The sequence below is a fragment of the Nocardia sp. NPDC055002 genome (assembly GCF_053608825.1).
On sequence record NZ_JBSGWE010000005.1, the window covers coordinates 135,779 to 152,324 of the forward strand.

A 16,546-nucleotide genomic window follows, 5' to 3' on the forward strand; every position below is an offset into this window, starting at 1 on the left:
CGCGTCTTCTGGCCAGACTGAGGAGCGTTACCGGCGGCGACGCGGCCGCCGGTAGGCGGTTTTCAGCTTAGCCCGTACCCGGTGAGTTACCCATGTACTTGCTACGCCTCGGTGTCCGGAATCGAGGTCGAGAATTCGGCGATGACGGGTGCGTGGTCGCTGGCGCCCTTGCCCTTGCGTTCCTCCCGGTCCACCGAAGCGTCCTTGATCTGGTCGGCGAGGGCGGGGGAGGCGAGGATGAAGTCGATGCGCATGCCCTCTTTACGGGGGAAACGCAGCTGGGTGTAGTCCCAGTAGGTGTAGACACCGGGGCCGGGGGCGAACGGGCGCATCACATCGCGGAAGCCGATGTCGAGCATGGACTGGAACGCCTCACGTTCGGGCGCGGACGTGTGGGTCTTGCCGACGAACAGTTCCGGCGCCCAGACATCGTCGTCGGTGGGGGCGATGTTCCAGTCGCCGACCAGCGCGATCTTCGCCTGCGGGTCGTCGGCCAGCCAGCCTGCCGCCTTCGCGCGCAGGGTCGAGAGCCAGTCCAGTTTGTAGGTGTAGTGCGGGTCGGCGAGCGTGCGCCCGTTGGGGACGTAGAGGCTCCACACCCGCACCCCGCCACAGGTCGCACCGATCGCGCGCGACTCCACCACCGGCGATTCGATCAGCGAATCGCCGGCATTCTTGTCGAAGCCGGGCTGATCGGGGAACGCGAGCTCGACATCGGTGAGCCCGACCCGCGACACGATCGCGACACCGTTCCACTGATTGAGCCCCACGTGCGCCACCTCGTAGCCCGCGGCCTCGAACTGCTCGAACGGGAACTGATCGTCACGGCACTTGGTCTCCTGCAACGCCAGCACATCGATGTCGTGGCGGTCCAGAAAGGCGATCGCCCGATCGACGCGGGAGCGGATCGAGTTGACGTTCCAGGTGGCGAGACGCACGACGGCGATGGTCCTTTCGGGACTAATGACTCTGGGGGGCGGCGTAGCGGTAGGCGTGATGTTCCATGAAGCCGAGTTCGCGGTAGAGGGCGAGGGCGCCGGAATTGCCCACCTCCACCTGGACGTAGGCGTGGCTCGCGCCCAGCTCGGCACCCCACCGGATCAGTTCGGCGCACAGCAGCGCGCCGAGTCCGTTGCGGCGGTGCGCGGTCGCTACGGCCACACAGGTGAGCCCGACCCAGCGCCGGCCGTCGGGGGCGGTGGTCACCGCGCCGCGGCCGATGGACAGGGGTTCGGGCAGGCCGAGCGAGGCGAAGCCGAGAGTGCCGTCCAGCACCGAGGTGAGCACGGCGCGGTCTGGTTCACGCACGGTCGGATCGAGCGGGATCTCGCCGCGATAGCGGTGCGTCCGCAGCCAGCCGTCCTCGGGTTCGTCGGAGATACGGACCATCGACGGTCCTTGCGGCAGTACGAAATTCGCGATGTCGAGACCGAGGACCACGGTCTCGCTCCAGGTGTTCCAGGTCGGCGGGACGGGAGCGAGCCGGTCGGGCAGTTGCAGCAGCAGCGGCAACCCCTGACTCGTGTACCAGTCCGCGATCTTGTGCATGGTGTCGATCGACAACACCGCGGGCACACCCGACTCACCCAGCGGCACAGCTGAATTCGCGCGCCCGGTGTAGCCGTTGCCCGCGCGAACCAGCCAGCCGTCGATCCACAGGTGCGCGCTGCCCGGCCAGGCCATAGCAGCCGCGGTCTCCAGCGACCGGATCTCCTTGGTCCGAATGGGCCTTGGCCCCAGCGCCTTCAACGCCACAACGCGATCGGCGGACACCGAGACCAGCTCGCCCTCGGCGGTCCGCACCGACGGCGGCGTGAGCGACACCAGTTCGCCGATCACGTCGGTGAGTGGCTGGGGATAACCCGCGGGCAGCTGGTACCGCATCACCACCCGGCGGCCGAGGGGGATATCAGTCGTCATGACCGAAGGGGTCGGGGACGGTGCCGGGAATCCAGCTCAAACCCGGTGTACCCCAGCCGTTTCGCTTGATCGCCTTCTTGGCGGCGCGGGCATTGCGGCCGATCAGCACGTCGACGTAGAGGAAACCGTCGAGGTGGCCGACCTCGTGCTGGAGCATGCGCGCGAAGAAGCCGGTGCCCTCGAGCTCCACCGGCTCGCCGTTCTCGTCGGTCCCGGTGACCTTCGCCCAGTCCGCGCGACCGGTCGGGAACTGCTCACCGGGCACCGACAGGCAGCCTTCCTCGTCGTCATCGGGGTCGGGCATGGTCTCGGGGATCGCCGAGGTCTCCAGCACCGGGTTCACCACCACGCCCTTGCGGCGGACGGGATTGCCGGTGGCGTCGAAGTCGGGGCAGTCGTAGACGAACAGGCGCTTGCCGACGCCGACCTGATTGGCCGCCAGGCCGACACCCTTGGACTCTTCGAGAGTGTCGTACATATCCGCGATGAGCTCGGCCAGCTCCGCGGGGGTCTCCGTCACCTTCGCGGTGGGGTTGTGGAGAACGGGGTCACCGACGATCACGATCGGGAGAATTGCCATGGTCGCCATTATCGCCGCTGGCGCGGGCGGAGGATCGGCGGACCCCTGTGGGCCGCGCCACCCCTACTGGCCTTCAGTCAACACGCCGTGACATGGGTCGAAGGATCGGGGGAACCCGTGGTTGAATGACGACGGTATCTACCCATCTCGTGATACTCGGCGAGGGAGCAAGATGGACGGCGCAGCAGCTCGGCACATCGCGGAGGGCCACTCTGCGGGCGAACAGGATTCGGCCGCCGACGAGAGCACCGGTCTGAGTCGTCGTGAGCTCGACATTCTGGACTTCGAGCGCAAATGGTGGAAATACGCGGGCGCCAAGGAAGACGCGATCCGCGAGCTGTTCGCCATGTCGGCCACCCGGTACTACCAGGTCCTCAACGCTGTCGTCGACTCCGACGCGGCGCTGGCCGCCGACCCGATGCTGGTCAAGCGGCTGCGCCGGCTGCGAGCGAGCAGGCAGAAATCGCGTGCCGCCCGCAAACTCGGTTTCCAGGTCTGACATGACGGCCACACACCGTTCGTTGCGACTAGGGTTGGGCGGGTGAGCAACCCGAACCCCACCCCCGGCGGCCCGCCGTTGCGCGCGCTGGCGATGGTGTTGATCGCGCTGGCCATTGTCTTCGCCGGTCTGGGTGCGATGTCGCTGTCGAACTCCGATGCCGTGGCATCGGATACCGAGCAGACCGAGACCACCACCTCCAGCGCGGTTGCGCAGGCGCCTGCCACCACGCCCGCGCCGAAGACCACCAGCGCGGCCGCTGCCCCGACCACCACCACGACGACTTCCGTCGCGCCGACGACCACCACCACGGCACCCGCGACGGGCGCCACGGATCAGACGGTGTCGGTGCGGGTGCTGAACAACAGCCTGGTCGCCGGCCTGGCCGCGCGCACCGCGAGCGAACTCACCACCGCGGGCTGGACCAACGTGAGCACCGGCAACTACAGCGGCGAGAACCTGACCACCACCACCGTGTACTACGGCGGCGGCGCGCGCGACAAGGCCGCGGCCACCGAGATCGCCGAGCAGGTCGGCGGGACGGTCGCGCCCAAGTCGGGGGACACCTCGCCGGGTGTCGTCGTCGTACTGACCGGTCGCTGAACCAGGCGCGGCACGCGGTGCCGTAGGCCGTGTCGCCGCTGTGGCATCATCTTGAGCGGTATAGCCCCAGTCCGATAAGGAGTCCCCTGATGGCCACGTCGACAACTCGTCGCCCGTCCTGGCGCATTGTGACCCCGGTGCTCGCGGTCGCCGCGTTCGGGCTCGCAGCCTGCACCAACAGCCAGGAGTCGAGTGACGTCAAGGGCACCACGCCGCCGGTGTGGACCAGCTCGGCGGCACCCGCGGGCGAAAGCGGCGGCCACGGTGGCGGTCACGCCGCACCGTCGGAGACCGCGGCTCCCGGCCACGGCGACGACCACGGTGGCGTGGCGGGCGGCCTGAAGACCTCGCTCAAGAACGGTGCGGGCGCCGAGGTCGGCACCGCGACCATCGTCCAAGAGGGTGGCCACCTGGTCGTCACCGTCGAGGCGCGCGGTCTGACGCCCGGCTTCCACGGCCTGCACTTCCACCAGAACGGCACCTGTGAGGGCGACTTCGCCTCGGCCGGTGGGCATCTGCAGGTCGGCGGTGCCACCGCGCACCCGGCCAGCGGTGACCTCACCTCGCTGCAGGTCGGCGCCGACGGCTCCGCGAAGCTGGTCACCCGGACCGACTCGGTCACCCTCGACAACGTCAAGGGCAAGGCGCTGATCATCCACGGCGGCGCCGACAACTTCGGCAACATCCCGCCGCGCTACACCCGCGAGGGTGGCACCGGACCGGACGAAACCACGCTGACCACCGGTGATGCGGGCGCCCGGGTGGCGTGCGGCGTCGTCGGTTAGCGAGACACTCCCATGGCCGGGGCATTCGAGTCGGTTTCGTTTCGCGGTTCGCCCCGGCCGACCATCGGCATCGAATGGGAGATCGCGCTCGTCGACAAGGTGACGCGTGATCTGTCCAACACCGCCTCGGCGGTCTTCGACGCGGTCGGTGACCTGCGCGCCCACGACGGCACCCAGCAGGTCACCAAGGAACTGCTGCGCAACACGGTCGAATTGGTGACCGGCGTGCACGACACGGTCGGCGGCGCGGTCGAAGACCTGCACGGCACCATGAACGCGGTGCGGCGCGCGGCCGATCCGCTCGGTGTCGACCTGTTCTGCGCGGGCACCCACCCGTTCGCGGCGTGGTCGGCCCAGCAGCTCACGCGCTCACCGCATTACGACGAACTGATCGAACGCACCCAGTGGTGGGGCCGTCAGATGCTCATCTGGGGCGTCCACGTGCATGTGGGAGTGTCGCACCGGGACAAGGTCTTTCCGATCCTGAACTCGCTGCTGCTGTCGTATCCGCATCTGCTCGCGCTGTCGGCGTCGTCGCCGATGTGGTCCGGCGACGACACCGGTTACGCCAGCAACCGGGCGCTGATGTTCCAGCAGTTGCCGACCGCCGGGCTGCCGTTCCAGTTCGAGAACTGGCGCCAGTTCGAAGGTTTCGTGCACGACCAGATGAAAACCGGTGTGTTCGAACAGCTCGGTGGGATGCACTGGGATATCCGGCCCGCGCCCAAGTGGGGCACCATCGAGGTGCGCGTGTGCGACGGGCTGTCCAGCCGCGCCGAACTGGCCTCGGTGGCCGCGCTGATCCACTGCCTGATCGTCGACCTGGATCAGCGCCTCGAGAACGGCGAGCAACTGCCGACGCTGCCGCCATGGCATGTGCAGGAGAACAAATGGCGCGCCGCGCGCTACGGGCTCGACGCGATCGTGATCGTCGACGACGCCAGCAATGAGCGTTTGGTCACCGACGATCTGATGGATCTGCTCACCCGGCTCGAGCCGACCGCGAAGCGTCTCGGCTGCGCCGACGAACTGGCAGCGGTGGCTGACATTCCCCGTCACGGTGCCTCCTACCAGCGGCAACGCCGGGTCGCCGCGCAGACACAGGGCGATATGGTCGCGGTCGTCGACGCGCTGGTGCGCGAGCTGGATCAGTAGCGTTCAGCTGCGCGGGGAGATCGCGTTCACCCGCCGTTTACGATGGTCGGATGCTTGTCGAACATCCGCGCGACGTTGCGGGGGGTGCCACCCTCGGTTCGCGTCTGCGTGAACCACGCACACTCGCCGTCGCCGGGGTGGCCGCAGTGCTCGCGCTGCTGGTCGGATTGCAGATCGTCGCGTCGCTCAGCGGCTTCGACGGACCGCTGGCCAGCCTGGCTCGCGACTTCGTCGGTACGCCCAAGTCGATGTCGGTGCCGTGGGCGGGACTGGTGCTCGCGCTCGTCGGGATCTCCACGCGCCGCCGGGTGTTCGCGCTGGCCGCCGCGATCGGGATCGACGCGGTGTGGGTCGCGCTGCGACTCATCGACGGCAAGCCGTTCACCGTCGGCAACGGGCCGACGATCGTGCTGGCCGCGCTGGCTGTCGTCGCGGCAGTGCGATGGCGGGGTCGTGAACGTCGCGACGCGTTGAAGGCGGTCGCGCTCGGTGCGCTGCTGGTGCTGGCCACCAAGGTCGGCGATGTGTGGCTGCACCTGACTTCGGCGGTGCGGCCCACGGTGCTCGACGAATACGTGCTGCTCGCCGATCACGCGCTCGGTGATCCGTCGTGGGTCGTCGGGCGCGTGCTGGATGTGCTCGGGCCCGAGGTGTACGCGGTGCTGCACTGGGTCTACATCGAATTGCCGGTGGCCGCGATCGCGGTAGCGGTATGGCAGTTGCGCGCAGTGGTCACGACCGGGCAGTGGCCGACCCACTACCTGGTGCGCACCTTCCTGGTGCTCGGTCTGGTCGGGCCGCTGTTCTACGTGCTGTTCCCGGTGGTCGGGCCGATGTTCGCGTTCGGTGCCGACGGGCACGGTTTCCAGGTGGGCAATTTCTGGCCCGCCGCGATGCCGCCGCTCGATGCGAACCCGGCCGCGCTCACCTTCGACGAGTTCACTCCGCGCAACTGCATGCCCTCGATGCACACCGCGTGGGCGCTGTCGCTGTTCATCCACACCCGCCGCGATGTCGACGGGTCGCGAGCCCCGGTCTGGATGCGCTGGGGCGGGGCGTTCTGGCTGGCCGCCACGGTCACCGCGACACTGGGTTTCGGGTATCACTACGGCGTCGACCTCGTGGCGGGCGCGGTGCTGTGCCTGACCGTAGAGTCGGCGCTGCGTGCGCCCGAGCGGGGTTGGGGCGGCTTCCGGATCCGGCTGGTCGGCTTCGGTGTGGCGGTGTTCGCGGGGCTGCTGCTGTCCTACCGGTACCTGGCGGTGCCGATGGCGGAGTATCCGGTGGCCGCGGGCGCGATCGTCATCGGGCTGTTGGCCGCGGTCGCGATCGCCTTCCACAACACCTGGTTCGCCACCGCGCCCGCACCGGCCCTCGAGCGAATCGCGACGCCCGCCACCTAGAACAACCCGTCGCGGTGGCGCTGTTCGCGGTAGGCGGTGCGGCCGATGAGATGGGCGACGACCGGCGCGGTGATGATCGTGAACAGGCCGGTGAGCACGAGCATCCAGACATTGACGTCGTCGCGGATGTCGATGCCGGTGCCGACGAGAACCAGCATGAGGCCGACCACCTGTGGTTTGGTGGCCGCGTGCATGCGCGTGAGGGTGTCGGGGAAACGGACGATGCCGATCGACGCCGTGAACGCGAGTGCGCAGCCGGTGAGGATCAGCACCGCCGACACCCATTCCCATACGCTCATCGGTCGTCCCTGACCCGGAATCGGGTGACCGCGGCCGAGCCGAGGAAACCGACCAGCGCGAGCGCCACGATCGCCGGGATCACCGTGGTGTCGTCGCTGTAGGCGGCCCACACCGCCAGCCCGGACGCGGCGATGGCCATCAGTGAATCGATGCCGACGACGCGATCGAGGGTGCTCGGACCCGCGAGGACTCGGTAGCTGGTGATCACCGCGGCGGCCGTGAGCAGGACGGCGGCGATGACGGCGACGACAGTCATGGTTGCACCTCCGGTGGTGTTTCGACGCGGCGGCGTTCGCTCGGTCGTTCGAAGGCATTGATCATCAGGTGTTCCAGGCGCCGGGTGGTGCGGTAGAACTTCACCACCGCCTCGTCGCTGCCCACATCGAGCACGTGGACATAGACCACGCAGCGCGCGCGGTCGAGTTCGAGGACCATGGTGCCGGGGATCAGGTTGAGCAGGTCGGTGCACATCACCAGCACCAGATCGGACTGGATGGCCAGATGCACGCGCAGCACGCCCGAGACCGGCGGGCCGCTGGGCCGAATCGCGAACCAGGCCACCTGCAAGCTCGATTCGAGCGCGTAATAGGTACCGACAGCGATCAATTCGAGAAACGACAGCGGATGGAAGCGCCCGGCCACCGGGACCAACGGGAGTGGCAGCGCGAAGACCACGATCAGTGCGACGACGGCCCCGGCGAGGACGTTGGCCAGGCTCAGATCGCCCCAGAGCGCGACCCAGACAGCGGTGAGCCAGATCAGCACGGCGACGCGAAGGATATTGTCGCGGTTCACGAGCCGGCTCATCGCAGCACCGGGCCGAGGACCGAGTCGATGTAGACCGACGGGTCGTTCAGGTCGTCGGCGGCGCGCTCGGCGATGCCGAGGACCGGTCCGGCGAACACCGTGAGCGCGAGTCCCGCGGAGACGAGCCCGATGGTGGCCAGCACCATCAGCACCGGCATCCGGCCGGGATCGGTGCGGTCCTCGTAGTACACATCGGTCGAATCCTCCACCAGTGTCGGTAGATTCGCCGCGGTGAGATGACCTTCCGGCGCCTCTTCGCGTGGTCGCCAGAACGCCTTGCTCCAGACCCGCGCCACCGCGTACAGCGTGAGCAGGCTGGTGATCACCGAACCCGCGACCAGCACCCACGCCAGGACGCTGCCCTCGGCGGCACCGGCTTCCAGGAGTGCGACCTTGCCGATGAATCCCGAGAAGGGCGGGATACCACCGAGATTCAGGGCCGGGACAAGAAACAGCACGCCCAGCAGTGGACTGGCTGTCGCCAGTCCGCCGATCCGGCGCAACGACACCGAGCCGGCTTGGCGTTCGATCAGTCCGACGGCGAGGAACAGCGCGGTCTGCACCAGGATGTGGTGGGCCACGTAGAACACCGCGCCGGTGAGGCCCGCGGTGGTGGCGAGGCCGATACCGAACACCATGTACCCGATATGGCTGACCAGTGTGAACGAGAGCAGTCGCCGGATATCGGTCTGCGCGATGGCGCCGAGGACGCCGACGATCATCGTCGCCAGTCCGCACACCAGCAGGATGTCGTCGAACGCGCCGTCGGGGAACCAGAGCGTGTGCGTGCGGATGATCGCGTACACACCGACTTTGGTGAGCAGACCGGCGAACACCGCGGTGACCGGCGCGGGCGCGGTGGGGTAGGAGTCGGGCAGCCAGCTCGACAGCGGGAACACCGCCGCCTTGATCCCGAACGCGACCAGCAGTACCGCGTAGCAGGCGGTGCGCACGCCACTGGGCGTCGCTTCCAGGCGCACGGCCAGTTGCGCGAGATTCAGCGTGCCCGTCGCCGCGTAGGTGAGGCCGATGCCGATCAGGAAGATCAGCGACGACACCATCGACACCATCACATAGGCGATGCCGGTGCGGATCCGTTCCTCGGTGGCGCCCACGGTGAGCAGCACGAACGAGGCGACGAGCAGGACCTCGAAGCCGACGAACAGGTTGAACAGGTCACCCGCCAGGAACGCGGTCGACACGCCCGCGGTCAGGATCAGATAGGTCGGCCGGTAGATCGAGGTCGGCTGGTGTTCGCCACCGTCGGAGATGTTCTGTCCCGCACCGTAGATCGACACCACGAGCAGGACGAAGGCCGAGACCAGCAGCATGGCGGCACTGAGCCGGTCGACCACCAGCGTGATCCCGATCGGGGTCGGCCAGCCGCCCACCTGCACCGCGGTGGTGCCGTCGCGGTCGGCGAGATACAGCAGCAGGGCGCTGATCAGCAGCACCACCGACAGCGCCGTGAGCGTGATCATCGCCTGGAGCCGTGGGCGGCGGCCGAACACCAGGGTCGCCGCGGCGGCGAGCAGCGGAACCAGCACGGGCAGTGCGGCGATGGCGGGCAGCAGTTCCGGGGACAGGGTCACTGTTCGGGATCCTCCCGTTCGCGGCGGGCGGCGACCTGGGCGTCCTCGGGGTCGTTGGTCACGTCTTCGGTGGTGGTCAGCATGTAGGAGCGATAGGCCAGCGCGAGCACGAAAGCCGCCAGGCCCATGGTGATCACGATCGCGGTGAGCACCATCGCCTGCGCGAGGGGATCGGCCATGCCGTCGGGGGAGGTGTCGGCGCTGCCGAGGATCGGTGGCTTCCCGTCCTGGCCGCCCATCGTGAGGATCAGCAGGTTCACCGCGTTGCCGAGCAGGATCATCCCCAGCAGCATCTTCGACACCACCCGCTCGAGCAGCAGGTAGACACCGCACGCGGTGAGCACGCCGATGGTGATCAGGAGAACGAGGTCGGCACTCATGGGATTTCCTTGTCCAGGCGGGCGCCGAGGCTGCGCAGGACGTCCAGCACCAGCCCGACGATCACCAGGTAGACGCCGAGGTCGAAGAACATGGCGGTGACCAGTTTGAGGTGGCCGAGCAGCGGCAGCGTCACCTCGATGATCGCCGAGGACAGGGGCGGTGCGCCCAGCAGGAGCGACGCGGTCGCGGTGCCCGCCGCGAGGGTGAGGCCGGCGCCGAGCAGGTGCCCGGCGTCGACCGGGAGCGCTTCGCCCAGTTCGTATCGGCCACCCGCCAGATAGCGCAGGGTCAGCGCCAATCCGGCGACCAGGCCACCCGCGAAGCCGCCGCCGGGCGCGTTGTGGCCGGAGAAGAAGAAGTACACCGACAGCACCATGATGGTGGGGAAGACCAGGCGGGTGGTGATCTGCAGGACCATCGAGCGATCGCGGCGATCGAGGAGGCGGGCGGCGGGCAGCCAGCTCACCGCGTCGGGGTCGTAGTTCGGGGAATCGGCGGCGCGGGGTGCGCTGCCGAAGCGGCGGCTGCGGAAGACCAGCGACGCGACGCCGGTCGCGGCGACCACGAGCACCGAGATCTCACCGAGGGTGTCCCAGGCGCGGATGTCGACCAGCAGGACGTTGACCGCGTTCTTGCCCCCGCCGATCCGATAGGCCGCATCGGGGATGGCATGCCAGATCGGGTTGCCGTGCCTGGCGGCGATGGCGAACGCGGCGAGTACGGGGACGGTGATGCCGACGCCGATGGCCAGCAGTGCCCGGCGGAACTTGAACGCCGTGCCCTGGCTTTCGGCGATCTCCGCCGGGAACGCGCGCAGCACGAGCACGAAGACGACCAGAGTCAGTGTCTCGACCAGGAATTGGGTCAGTGCGAGATCGGGGGCGCCGTGCAGCGCGAAGATCACGCCGCAGCCGTAGCCCGTCACCCCGACCACGAGCACGCTGGCCAACCTGTTGCGCAAGACGGTGGCGGCCAGCGCCATCGCGATCATGATCGCTCCGATCGCCGCCTGCAACGGTGAATCCCACAGTCGCAGTTGCACTCCGGTCCGCGTGCCGATCGCGAGCATCACCGTCGGCAACACGATGAGTGTGCCGAGGATGGTGGCCTGGCTGGCGGGCAGCGAACCCGACTGCACAGTTCCGGTGATGCGCAACGACAGTCGGTCCATCGCGCGCAGGGCCGCGTCGTAGTTGCGATCGGCGTTGCCGAGACGCGGGTGCGCGGGTTCGCCGATCCGGCCGCGGATCAGGAACAGGGCGATACCGGCCGCGACGATGACCACCGTCAGCGCGAGCGGTCCGGTGAAGCTGTGCCAGAGGGCGAGATGGGTGTCGAGTACGCCCGGCAGCGACTCGGCGTACGGGCTCAACCATCGATCGACCGCCTGGGTGTCGAGACCCCCGGCCAGCCCGGCCACCGCGAGCACCGCGGGCGGACCGAGCAGCAGCGGGCCGGGTGCGTGCCAGGTGACCGCGCGCTCGGGATTCGCGGTGACTCCGAAAGCGCCCCAGACGAATCGGATGCTGTAGGCCACGGTGAACGCCGACCCGACGGTGACCCCGGCCAGCAGCGCGAACCGCACCGGCGGACTCAGTATCCCGGCCGACCACAGCGCGCCGAGCGCCGACTCCTTGCCGACGAAACCGAGCAGCGGCGGCAGCCCGGCCATGCTGAGCGTGGCGAGTACCGCGATCGCGCACAGCACCGGCGCACGCCGGCCGAGCCCGGACAGTCTGCGCAGATCCCTGGTCCCCGCGCCGTGATCGATGATGCCGACCACCATGAACAGGCACGCCTTGAACAGCCCGTGCGCCACCAGGAGAGCGAGCCCGGCCAGCGCCGCGTCGGGCGTGCCGATGCCCATCATCGTGATCATCAGACCCAGCTGGCTGACGGTGCCGAACGCCAGCACCAGCTTGAGATCGTGTACCTGGATCGCCCGCCACCCGGCCAGCAGCATGGTGGCGATGCCGAGCGGCAGCAGCATCAGATGCCATGGCGGGGTCTGCGCGAGCGCGGGCGCCAGCCGGGCCACCAGGTAGATACCGGCTTTCACCATCGCGGCGGCGTGCAGATACGCGCTCACCGGTGTCGGCGCCGCCATCGCGCCGGGCAACCAGAAGTGCAGCGGCACGATCGCCGATTTACTGATCGCCCCGATCAGCACCAAGCCGATCGCGACCGACACCGCGCTTCCGTCCGGGACCGAGCTCGCCGCGAGCAGGTCCGAGAGCAGGAAACTGTCGTAGCGCAACCCGAGGACCACGATGCCGACCAGCATCGCCAGCCCGCCCGCGCCGGTCACCAGCAGCGCCTGGATCGCGGCCCTTCGACTGACCGCGCGTTCGGCGTAGTGGCCGACGAGCAGGAACGACAGCACCGTCGTGATTTCCCAGAACACGTACAGCAGCAGCATGTTATCGCTGGTGACGAGCCCGAACATGGCGCCGGCGAACCCGGTGAGCTCGGCCGCGAACACCCCGAGCCTGGCCTCGTCACGCTCGAAGTACCGCCCGCAGTACGCCAGGATCAGCGCGCCGACGCCGAGCACCAGCGTGCACATCACCGCGGACAGGGCATCGAAACGCAGATCGATGTCCATCGAGATCTGCGGCGCCCATTGCACATGGGTGCGCACAGTGGTTCCCCAGTACGCGATCACCCACCCCAGGCTGCCCAGCGGTACCAGGGCGAGCAGGTAGAAAGCGTTGCGGCCGAGCACTCGTACACACAGCGGGGCCAGGAGGGCGGCCAGTGCGTGAACGAGCAGTACGGCTAGCAACTCCCCCTCCGTCGGGTAGGTAGCGGTCGAGTAGCGCGTCCCGATCCTACGGGCGCGGACGGGATGTTCGGCGGCACCGAGGTTGTCGCGTCGGCCATGTCGCGAGCGGTCCGGCTATGGTTGCGCCGCCCGTGGCTGCGCGGGTGGCCGGATCTGATAGAGCACCGCGAGTCCGGCCGCGGCGCCGACGGTGATGGCCAATGCCACCTGCCCCGGCACTCGATCGGCGACGGCGGTGCTGCCCGTCGGCCAGTGCCGCTGCCCGGTGGGAATCGACCACAGGATCGACGGCAGGTACAGCGCGCCGAGCCCCAGCATCGCGCTCGGCAGGTAGCTGACCCGGATCGAGCCGATGGCGAAACCGGTGACACAGGTCAGCAGCACCACCCCGGCCGTCCACACGAACGCCCACGGAAGACGTTCGGCCACAATGGCGAAACCGCAGATCACGGCGGCGCCGAGCAGCACGCCCCACGGTGTCGCCCACCGCAGGCCCGCCAGGATGGCGACCGCACCGACCACAAGGACGAGGACGAGATGCCAGCCGAGGCGGGGTGCGTCACTGAGTGAATCGGCCGCGGCGGCGACGCTCACGGCGATCAGCACACCGGTGCCGTCGCGGCCGGGCAGCAGCGCGGCGGCCACGAACGCCGCCACGATCGTGACGATCACGGCGAGCGCGACCTGCCAGGAGGTCCCGCGGCGGGCGTCGAACTCGCGGCCCAGCCACTCGGTGGCGATCAGCAGCGACAGCGACAGCACCGTGGTGGCGATGATCGGGGCGATCGGCAGATCCGCCGCCATCCGCGGCACCGCGGGCAGCATGATGCCGTGCCGATGGCGCGCGGTGTTCACCGCCAGCAGCACGACCGCGGAGCCGACCAGCCAGAACGGGGTGTGCACGGCCTTGTCCGCCGTCGCCGCGGCGTTCGAGGTGAACACCGCCACGACTTCGCCGTAGACGAACACGACCAGGACCCCGAGCCCGAAACCGACCGCGGACCAGCGCATCCGCCACGCGCAGATGCACAGCGCCCCGAACAGCACACCGCCGCACAGCGAGTCGATGTAGTTCTGGGTGGTGAGTACGTCGGCGGAGGTCATCGCCTCGCCGATGAAGTAGTTGATCGCCAGCGCCGCCGCCCCGCCCGTCGCGGTGAGCCAGATCAGCCCCGGCCGGGTGATCGGCCTGGCCAGCACGGCGACGACGACAGCGACGATGAGACCGAGTGCGGCCGCGCGGGGAACGCTGTTGATCAGACTGGTGACGCGGTACGGCGAATCGATCGACGAATCGTCGCCGAAGCTGAACGGCAGGAACAGCGACATCCCCGCGGCCGCGGCGCCGGCGAACGCCGTGACCACGTCCAGACCATCACCGATCTTGGGCACCGTGCCGACGTTACCGGCGACACACACCTCCACCGGGGATGTCGCGGCCGGATCAGGGTGGCGATTTCGGCCTCAAGCCCTGCTCTCGGCATAGCGACGCAGCGATTCGACCTGCTCGGGGTCCAGGGATGGCCGCACGCTCGCGCGGGCTGTGGCCACGTCCTCGGCCGTGACGTCGGCGGCGGCCATATCGCGGCGCAGGGCCGAGAGCGCGGCCTCGCGCAGCAGGGCGGCGCAGTCGGCAGCCGAGTAGCCGTCGAGATCCTCTGCCAGCGCGGCCAGGTCGACATCCCGGGCCAGCGGTACCGAGCGCCCCGCCGTGCGCAGGATCTCGAGCCGGGCCGGGCCGTCCGGTGGCGGTACGAAGACGAGCCGGTCGAGCCGGCCCGGCCGCAGCAGCGCGGGATCGATCAGTTCGGGGCGGTTGGTCGCGCCGACCACCACCACATCACGCAGGGGTTCGACGCCGTCGAGTTCGGTGAGCAGCGCGGCGACCACCCGGTCCGACACCCCGGAGTCGCTGCTCTGGCCGCGTCGGGGGGCGAGCGCGTCGACCTCGTCGAGGAAGATCAGCGAGGGTGCGGAGTCGCGGGCCCGCTGGAACAACTCGCGCACCGCGCGTTCGGAGGAGCCGACCCACTTGTCCATCAGCTCAGCGCCTTTCACCGCGTGCACGCTGAGCTGGCCGGTCCCGGCCAGCGCCCGCACCAGGAAGGTCTTGCCGCAGCCGGGTGGCCCGTAGAGCAGGACCCCGCGCGGCGGTTCGATGCCGAGGCGGGCGAAGGAGTCGGGGTGGCGCAGCGGCCACAGCACTGTTTCGGTGAGTGCCTGTTTGGTTTCTATCATGTCGCCGACGTCGTCGAGGTCGAGCGAGCCTATCGCCAATTCCTCTGTGCCGGAACGGGACAGCGGCCGGATCACGTCGAGCGCGCCGATCAGATCGTCTTGGACGAGTTCGGGGTCGGTGTGCTCGCGGCTGGCCCGGCCCGCCGCGCGCACGGCCGCTTCCCGGCACAGCGCGGTCAGGTCGGCCACCACGAAACCAGGTGTGCGCGAGGCGATCACATCGAGGTCCAGTTTTCCCGCCGGCACCTTGCGCAGCAGCTGTTCCAGCAGCGCCCGCCGGATCGCCGCGGTGGGCAGCGGCAATGCCAGTTCGCGATCGCACAGATCCGGAGCGCGCAGCCGCGAATCCACCTGTGTCGGATGGGCGGTGGTGGCCAGCAGGGCGACGCACGGTGCGCGCACCGCGGCCCGCAGCTGGTCGAGAACGAGGGTGGCGACGGGCTCGGCCTCGGCGGGCAGCAGCGCGTCGATATCGGTGATCAGCAGCACGCCGCCCTGCCCGGTGGCGACATCGGCCACCGCCTCGGCGACCTCACGCAGCCGGGTGCCGCTCTCGGTCGCGCCGACGCTCGGCCCGTCGAGCTCGACGATACGACGCGGTGCGACAACAGCTTTGGCGAAGGTGGCCTTGCCGACCCCGGCGGGCCCGGTGATGAGGACACCGAGGTGCGCCGGTGCGCCGAGCGTCTTCAGCAACTCCGGCTCATCGAGCGCCAGGCTCAGCCATTCGGCCAGCTTGGCCGCCTGGCTCTGCACACCCGCCAGATCCTCGATCTGCACCGGCGTGCTGCCCGAACTCACCTTCACCGCGGCGGATCCCGGCTGATCCGGCTCCGAAAACCATTGTTGGCCCGCCTTGCTCGAAGGCCGCACATCGCCGTCACGTTCCACCGTGTGCTGGATCGCTGCCGCACCCGCACCCCAGCCGACGGCCGAATTCGGTTGCACGCTCACCGGTCCCGGCATGGGCTCGATCGCCGTCACGGTGAGCAGTTCGGTGGTCCAGGCGATCCCGAAGGCACGCGAGAGCGCCTGGGTGGCCGCCACGGAACTGATATCGGGTCCGAGATCGCGCGGCAGCAGCGATACCGTGTCACCGACGGTCACCACCTTGCCGAGCAGCGCCTGCCGCAGGGTGGCCGCCGGGATGCTGGCCACAGCGTGCGCCGAGCCGCTCAGCGAGATCTGCCTGGCGCCGAAGACCGTCACCGGGGCGACAGTCACCGCCGCGTTCTCCCGCAATCCCACATTCGACAGCGTCACGTCATCGAGCAGCGCCACCCCCGGCGGACTGTCCGCGGGCGCCTTCGCCACCACCGCCGCGGTCCTGCGCGCGCCGATCAGCGCGATGCCGTCCCATTCGCGCAGGCCGAGCGCGGTGAGCGTCTCGGGGTGCAGGCGCACCACCCCGCGACGAGCGTCGGCTGCGGAGGGATTGAGCCGGGCGGTGAGCGAAAGTTCAGCCACCGCCCCATTCTGCCCTTCGCGGCGCGATCAG

16 protein-coding genes are annotated in these 16,546 nt (G+C 69.1%); 5 read left to right on the plus strand and 11 right to left on the minus strand.

Annotated elements, in window-relative coordinates; genetic code table 11:
• Positions 1 to 101: 101 nt before the first annotated feature.
• From ACWF99_RS21790 to ACWF99_RS21800, 3 genes are read right to left on the minus strand one after another with little or no spacing between them, the layout of a single operon-like run.
• Positions 102 to 938, minus strand: coding sequence for an exodeoxyribonuclease III (locus tag ACWF99_RS21790; protein WP_378633783.1), 837 nt, complete (start codon positions 936 to 938; stop codon positions 102 to 104).
• A 22-nt stretch (positions 939 to 960) separates the two neighbouring features.
• Entirely contained in the window at positions 961 to 1,920 is a 960-nt protein-coding gene (locus ACWF99_RS21795; protein ID WP_378633786.1) for an N-acetylglutamate synthase, CG3035 family, read from the minus strand.
• Complete coding sequence (locus ACWF99_RS21800) at positions 1,910 to 2,500, minus strand: peptide deformylase (protein ID WP_378633788.1); 591 nt, start codon at positions 2,498 to 2,500, stop codon at positions 1,910 to 1,912. Before ACWF99_RS21800 ends, ACWF99_RS21795 begins: the two co-directional genes overlap by 11 nt.
• A 172-nt stretch (positions 2,501 to 2,672) precedes the next feature.
• Between ACWF99_RS21800 and ACWF99_RS21805 the strand changes: the two genes are divergently transcribed.
• The 5 genes from ACWF99_RS21805 (at position 2,673) to ACWF99_RS21825 (ending at position 6,945) form a co-directional block, all read left to right on the plus strand.
• Complete coding sequence (locus ACWF99_RS21805) at positions 2,673 to 2,999, plus strand: DUF3263 domain-containing protein (RefSeq protein WP_378633791.1); 327 nt, start codon at positions 2,673 to 2,675, stop codon at positions 2,997 to 2,999.
• A 42-nt stretch (positions 3,000 to 3,041) separates the two neighbouring features.
• Complete coding sequence (locus ACWF99_RS21810) at positions 3,042 to 3,602, plus strand: LytR C-terminal domain-containing protein (RefSeq protein WP_378633793.1); 561 nt, start codon at positions 3,042 to 3,044, stop codon at positions 3,600 to 3,602.
• Between the two features lie 89 nt (positions 3,603 to 3,691).
• Complete coding sequence (gene sodC / locus ACWF99_RS21815) at positions 3,692 to 4,387, plus strand: superoxide dismutase[Cu-Zn] (RefSeq protein WP_378633796.1); 696 nt, start codon at positions 3,692 to 3,694, stop codon at positions 4,385 to 4,387.
• A gap of 12 nt (positions 4,388 to 4,399) precedes the next feature.
• Positions 4,400 to 5,542 (plus strand): glutamate--cysteine ligase, encoded by a 1,143-nt coding sequence (locus tag ACWF99_RS21820; protein ID WP_378633799.1) that lies wholly within the window; start codon positions 4,400 to 4,402, stop codon positions 5,540 to 5,542.
• Positions 5,543 to 5,592: 50 nt separating this feature from the next.
• Positions 5,593 to 6,945, plus strand: a complete 1,353-nt coding sequence (locus tag ACWF99_RS21825; protein WP_452537236.1) for a DUF5933 domain-containing protein — start codon at positions 5,593 to 5,595, stop codon at positions 6,943 to 6,945.
• Here the strand turns inward: ACWF99_RS21825 and mnhG are convergent.
• The 8 genes from mnhG to ACWF99_RS21865 form a co-directional block, all read right to left on the minus strand.
• On the minus strand, positions 6,942 to 7,244 hold the full coding sequence (mnhG, locus tag ACWF99_RS21830; protein ID WP_378633804.1) for a monovalent cation/H(+) antiporter subunit G: 303 nt from the start codon (positions 7,242 to 7,244) through the stop codon (positions 6,942 to 6,944). The genes ACWF99_RS21825 and mnhG overlap by 4 nt on opposite strands.
• Entirely contained in the window at positions 7,241 to 7,501 is a 261-nt protein-coding gene (locus ACWF99_RS21835; RefSeq protein WP_101465412.1) for a monovalent cation/H+ antiporter complex subunit F, read from the minus strand. The genes mnhG and ACWF99_RS21835 overlap by 4 nt, the downstream gene beginning before the upstream one ends.
• Positions 7,498 to 8,040, minus strand: a complete 543-nt coding sequence (locus ACWF99_RS21840; RefSeq protein WP_378633808.1) for a Na+/H+ antiporter subunit E — start codon at positions 8,038 to 8,040, stop codon at positions 7,498 to 7,500. The genes ACWF99_RS21835 and ACWF99_RS21840 overlap by 4 nt, the downstream gene beginning before the upstream one ends.
• A gap of 8 nt (positions 8,041 to 8,048) precedes the next feature.
• Positions 8,049 to 9,644, minus strand: a complete 1,596-nt coding sequence (locus ACWF99_RS21845) for a Na+/H+ antiporter subunit D (RefSeq protein ID WP_378633810.1) — start codon at positions 9,642 to 9,644, stop codon at positions 8,049 to 8,051.
• Positions 9,641 to 10,024 (minus strand): Na(+)/H(+) antiporter subunit C, encoded by a 384-nt coding sequence (locus ACWF99_RS21850; RefSeq protein WP_378633812.1) that lies wholly within the window; start codon positions 10,022 to 10,024, stop codon positions 9,641 to 9,643. Before ACWF99_RS21850 ends, ACWF99_RS21845 begins: the two co-directional genes overlap by 4 nt.
• Positions 10,021 to 12,810, minus strand: a complete 2,790-nt coding sequence (locus tag ACWF99_RS21855; RefSeq protein ID WP_452537237.1) for a Na+/H+ antiporter subunit A — start codon at positions 12,808 to 12,810, stop codon at positions 10,021 to 10,023. The genes ACWF99_RS21850 and ACWF99_RS21855 overlap by 4 nt, the downstream gene beginning before the upstream one ends.
• Positions 12,811 to 12,924: 114 nt before the next feature.
• A complete protein-coding gene (locus tag ACWF99_RS21860; protein ID WP_452537238.1) occupies positions 12,925 to 14,202 on the minus strand; it encodes a hypothetical protein in 1,278 nt (425 codons plus the stop codon).
• A gap of 72 nt (positions 14,203 to 14,274) precedes the next feature.
• Entirely contained in the window at positions 14,275 to 16,515 is a 2,241-nt protein-coding gene (locus tag ACWF99_RS21865; protein WP_452537239.1) for an AAA family ATPase, read from the minus strand.
• Positions 16,516 to 16,546: the final 31 nt, after the last annotated feature.

Excerpts from the sequence above, each read along its gene's own strand:
- mnhG (WP_378633804.1), bottom strand. The coding sequence starts at position 7,244 with ATGAGCGTATGGGAATGGGTGTCGGCGGTGCTGATCCTCACCGGCTGC.
- ACWF99_RS21820 (WP_378633799.1), top strand. The coding sequence starts at position 4,400 with ATGGCCGGGGCATTCGAGTCGGTTTCGTTTCGCGGTTCGCCCCGGCCG.
- sodC (WP_378633796.1), top strand. The coding sequence starts at position 3,692 with ATGGCCACGTCGACAACTCGTCGCCCGTCCTGGCGCATTGTGACCCCG.
- ACWF99_RS21795 (WP_378633786.1), bottom strand. The coding sequence starts at position 1,920 with ATGACGACTGATATCCCCCTCGGCCGCCGGGTGGTGATGCGGTACCAG.
- ACWF99_RS21805 (WP_378633791.1), top strand. The coding sequence starts at position 2,673 with ATGGACGGCGCAGCAGCTCGGCACATCGCGGAGGGCCACTCTGCGGGC.
- ACWF99_RS21835 (WP_101465412.1), bottom strand. The coding sequence starts at position 7,501 with ATGACTGTCGTCGCCGTCATCGCCGCCGTCCTGCTCACGGCCGCCGCG.
- ACWF99_RS21850 (WP_378633812.1), bottom strand. The coding sequence starts at position 10,024 with ATGAGTGCCGACCTCGTTCTCCTGATCACCATCGGCGTGCTCACCGCG.
- ACWF99_RS21800 (WP_378633788.1), bottom strand. The coding sequence starts at position 2,500 with ATGGCAATTCTCCCGATCGTGATCGTCGGTGACCCCGTTCTCCACAAC.
- ACWF99_RS21825 (WP_452537236.1), top strand. The coding sequence starts at position 5,593 with ATGCTTGTCGAACATCCGCGCGACGTTGCGGGGGGTGCCACCCTCGGT.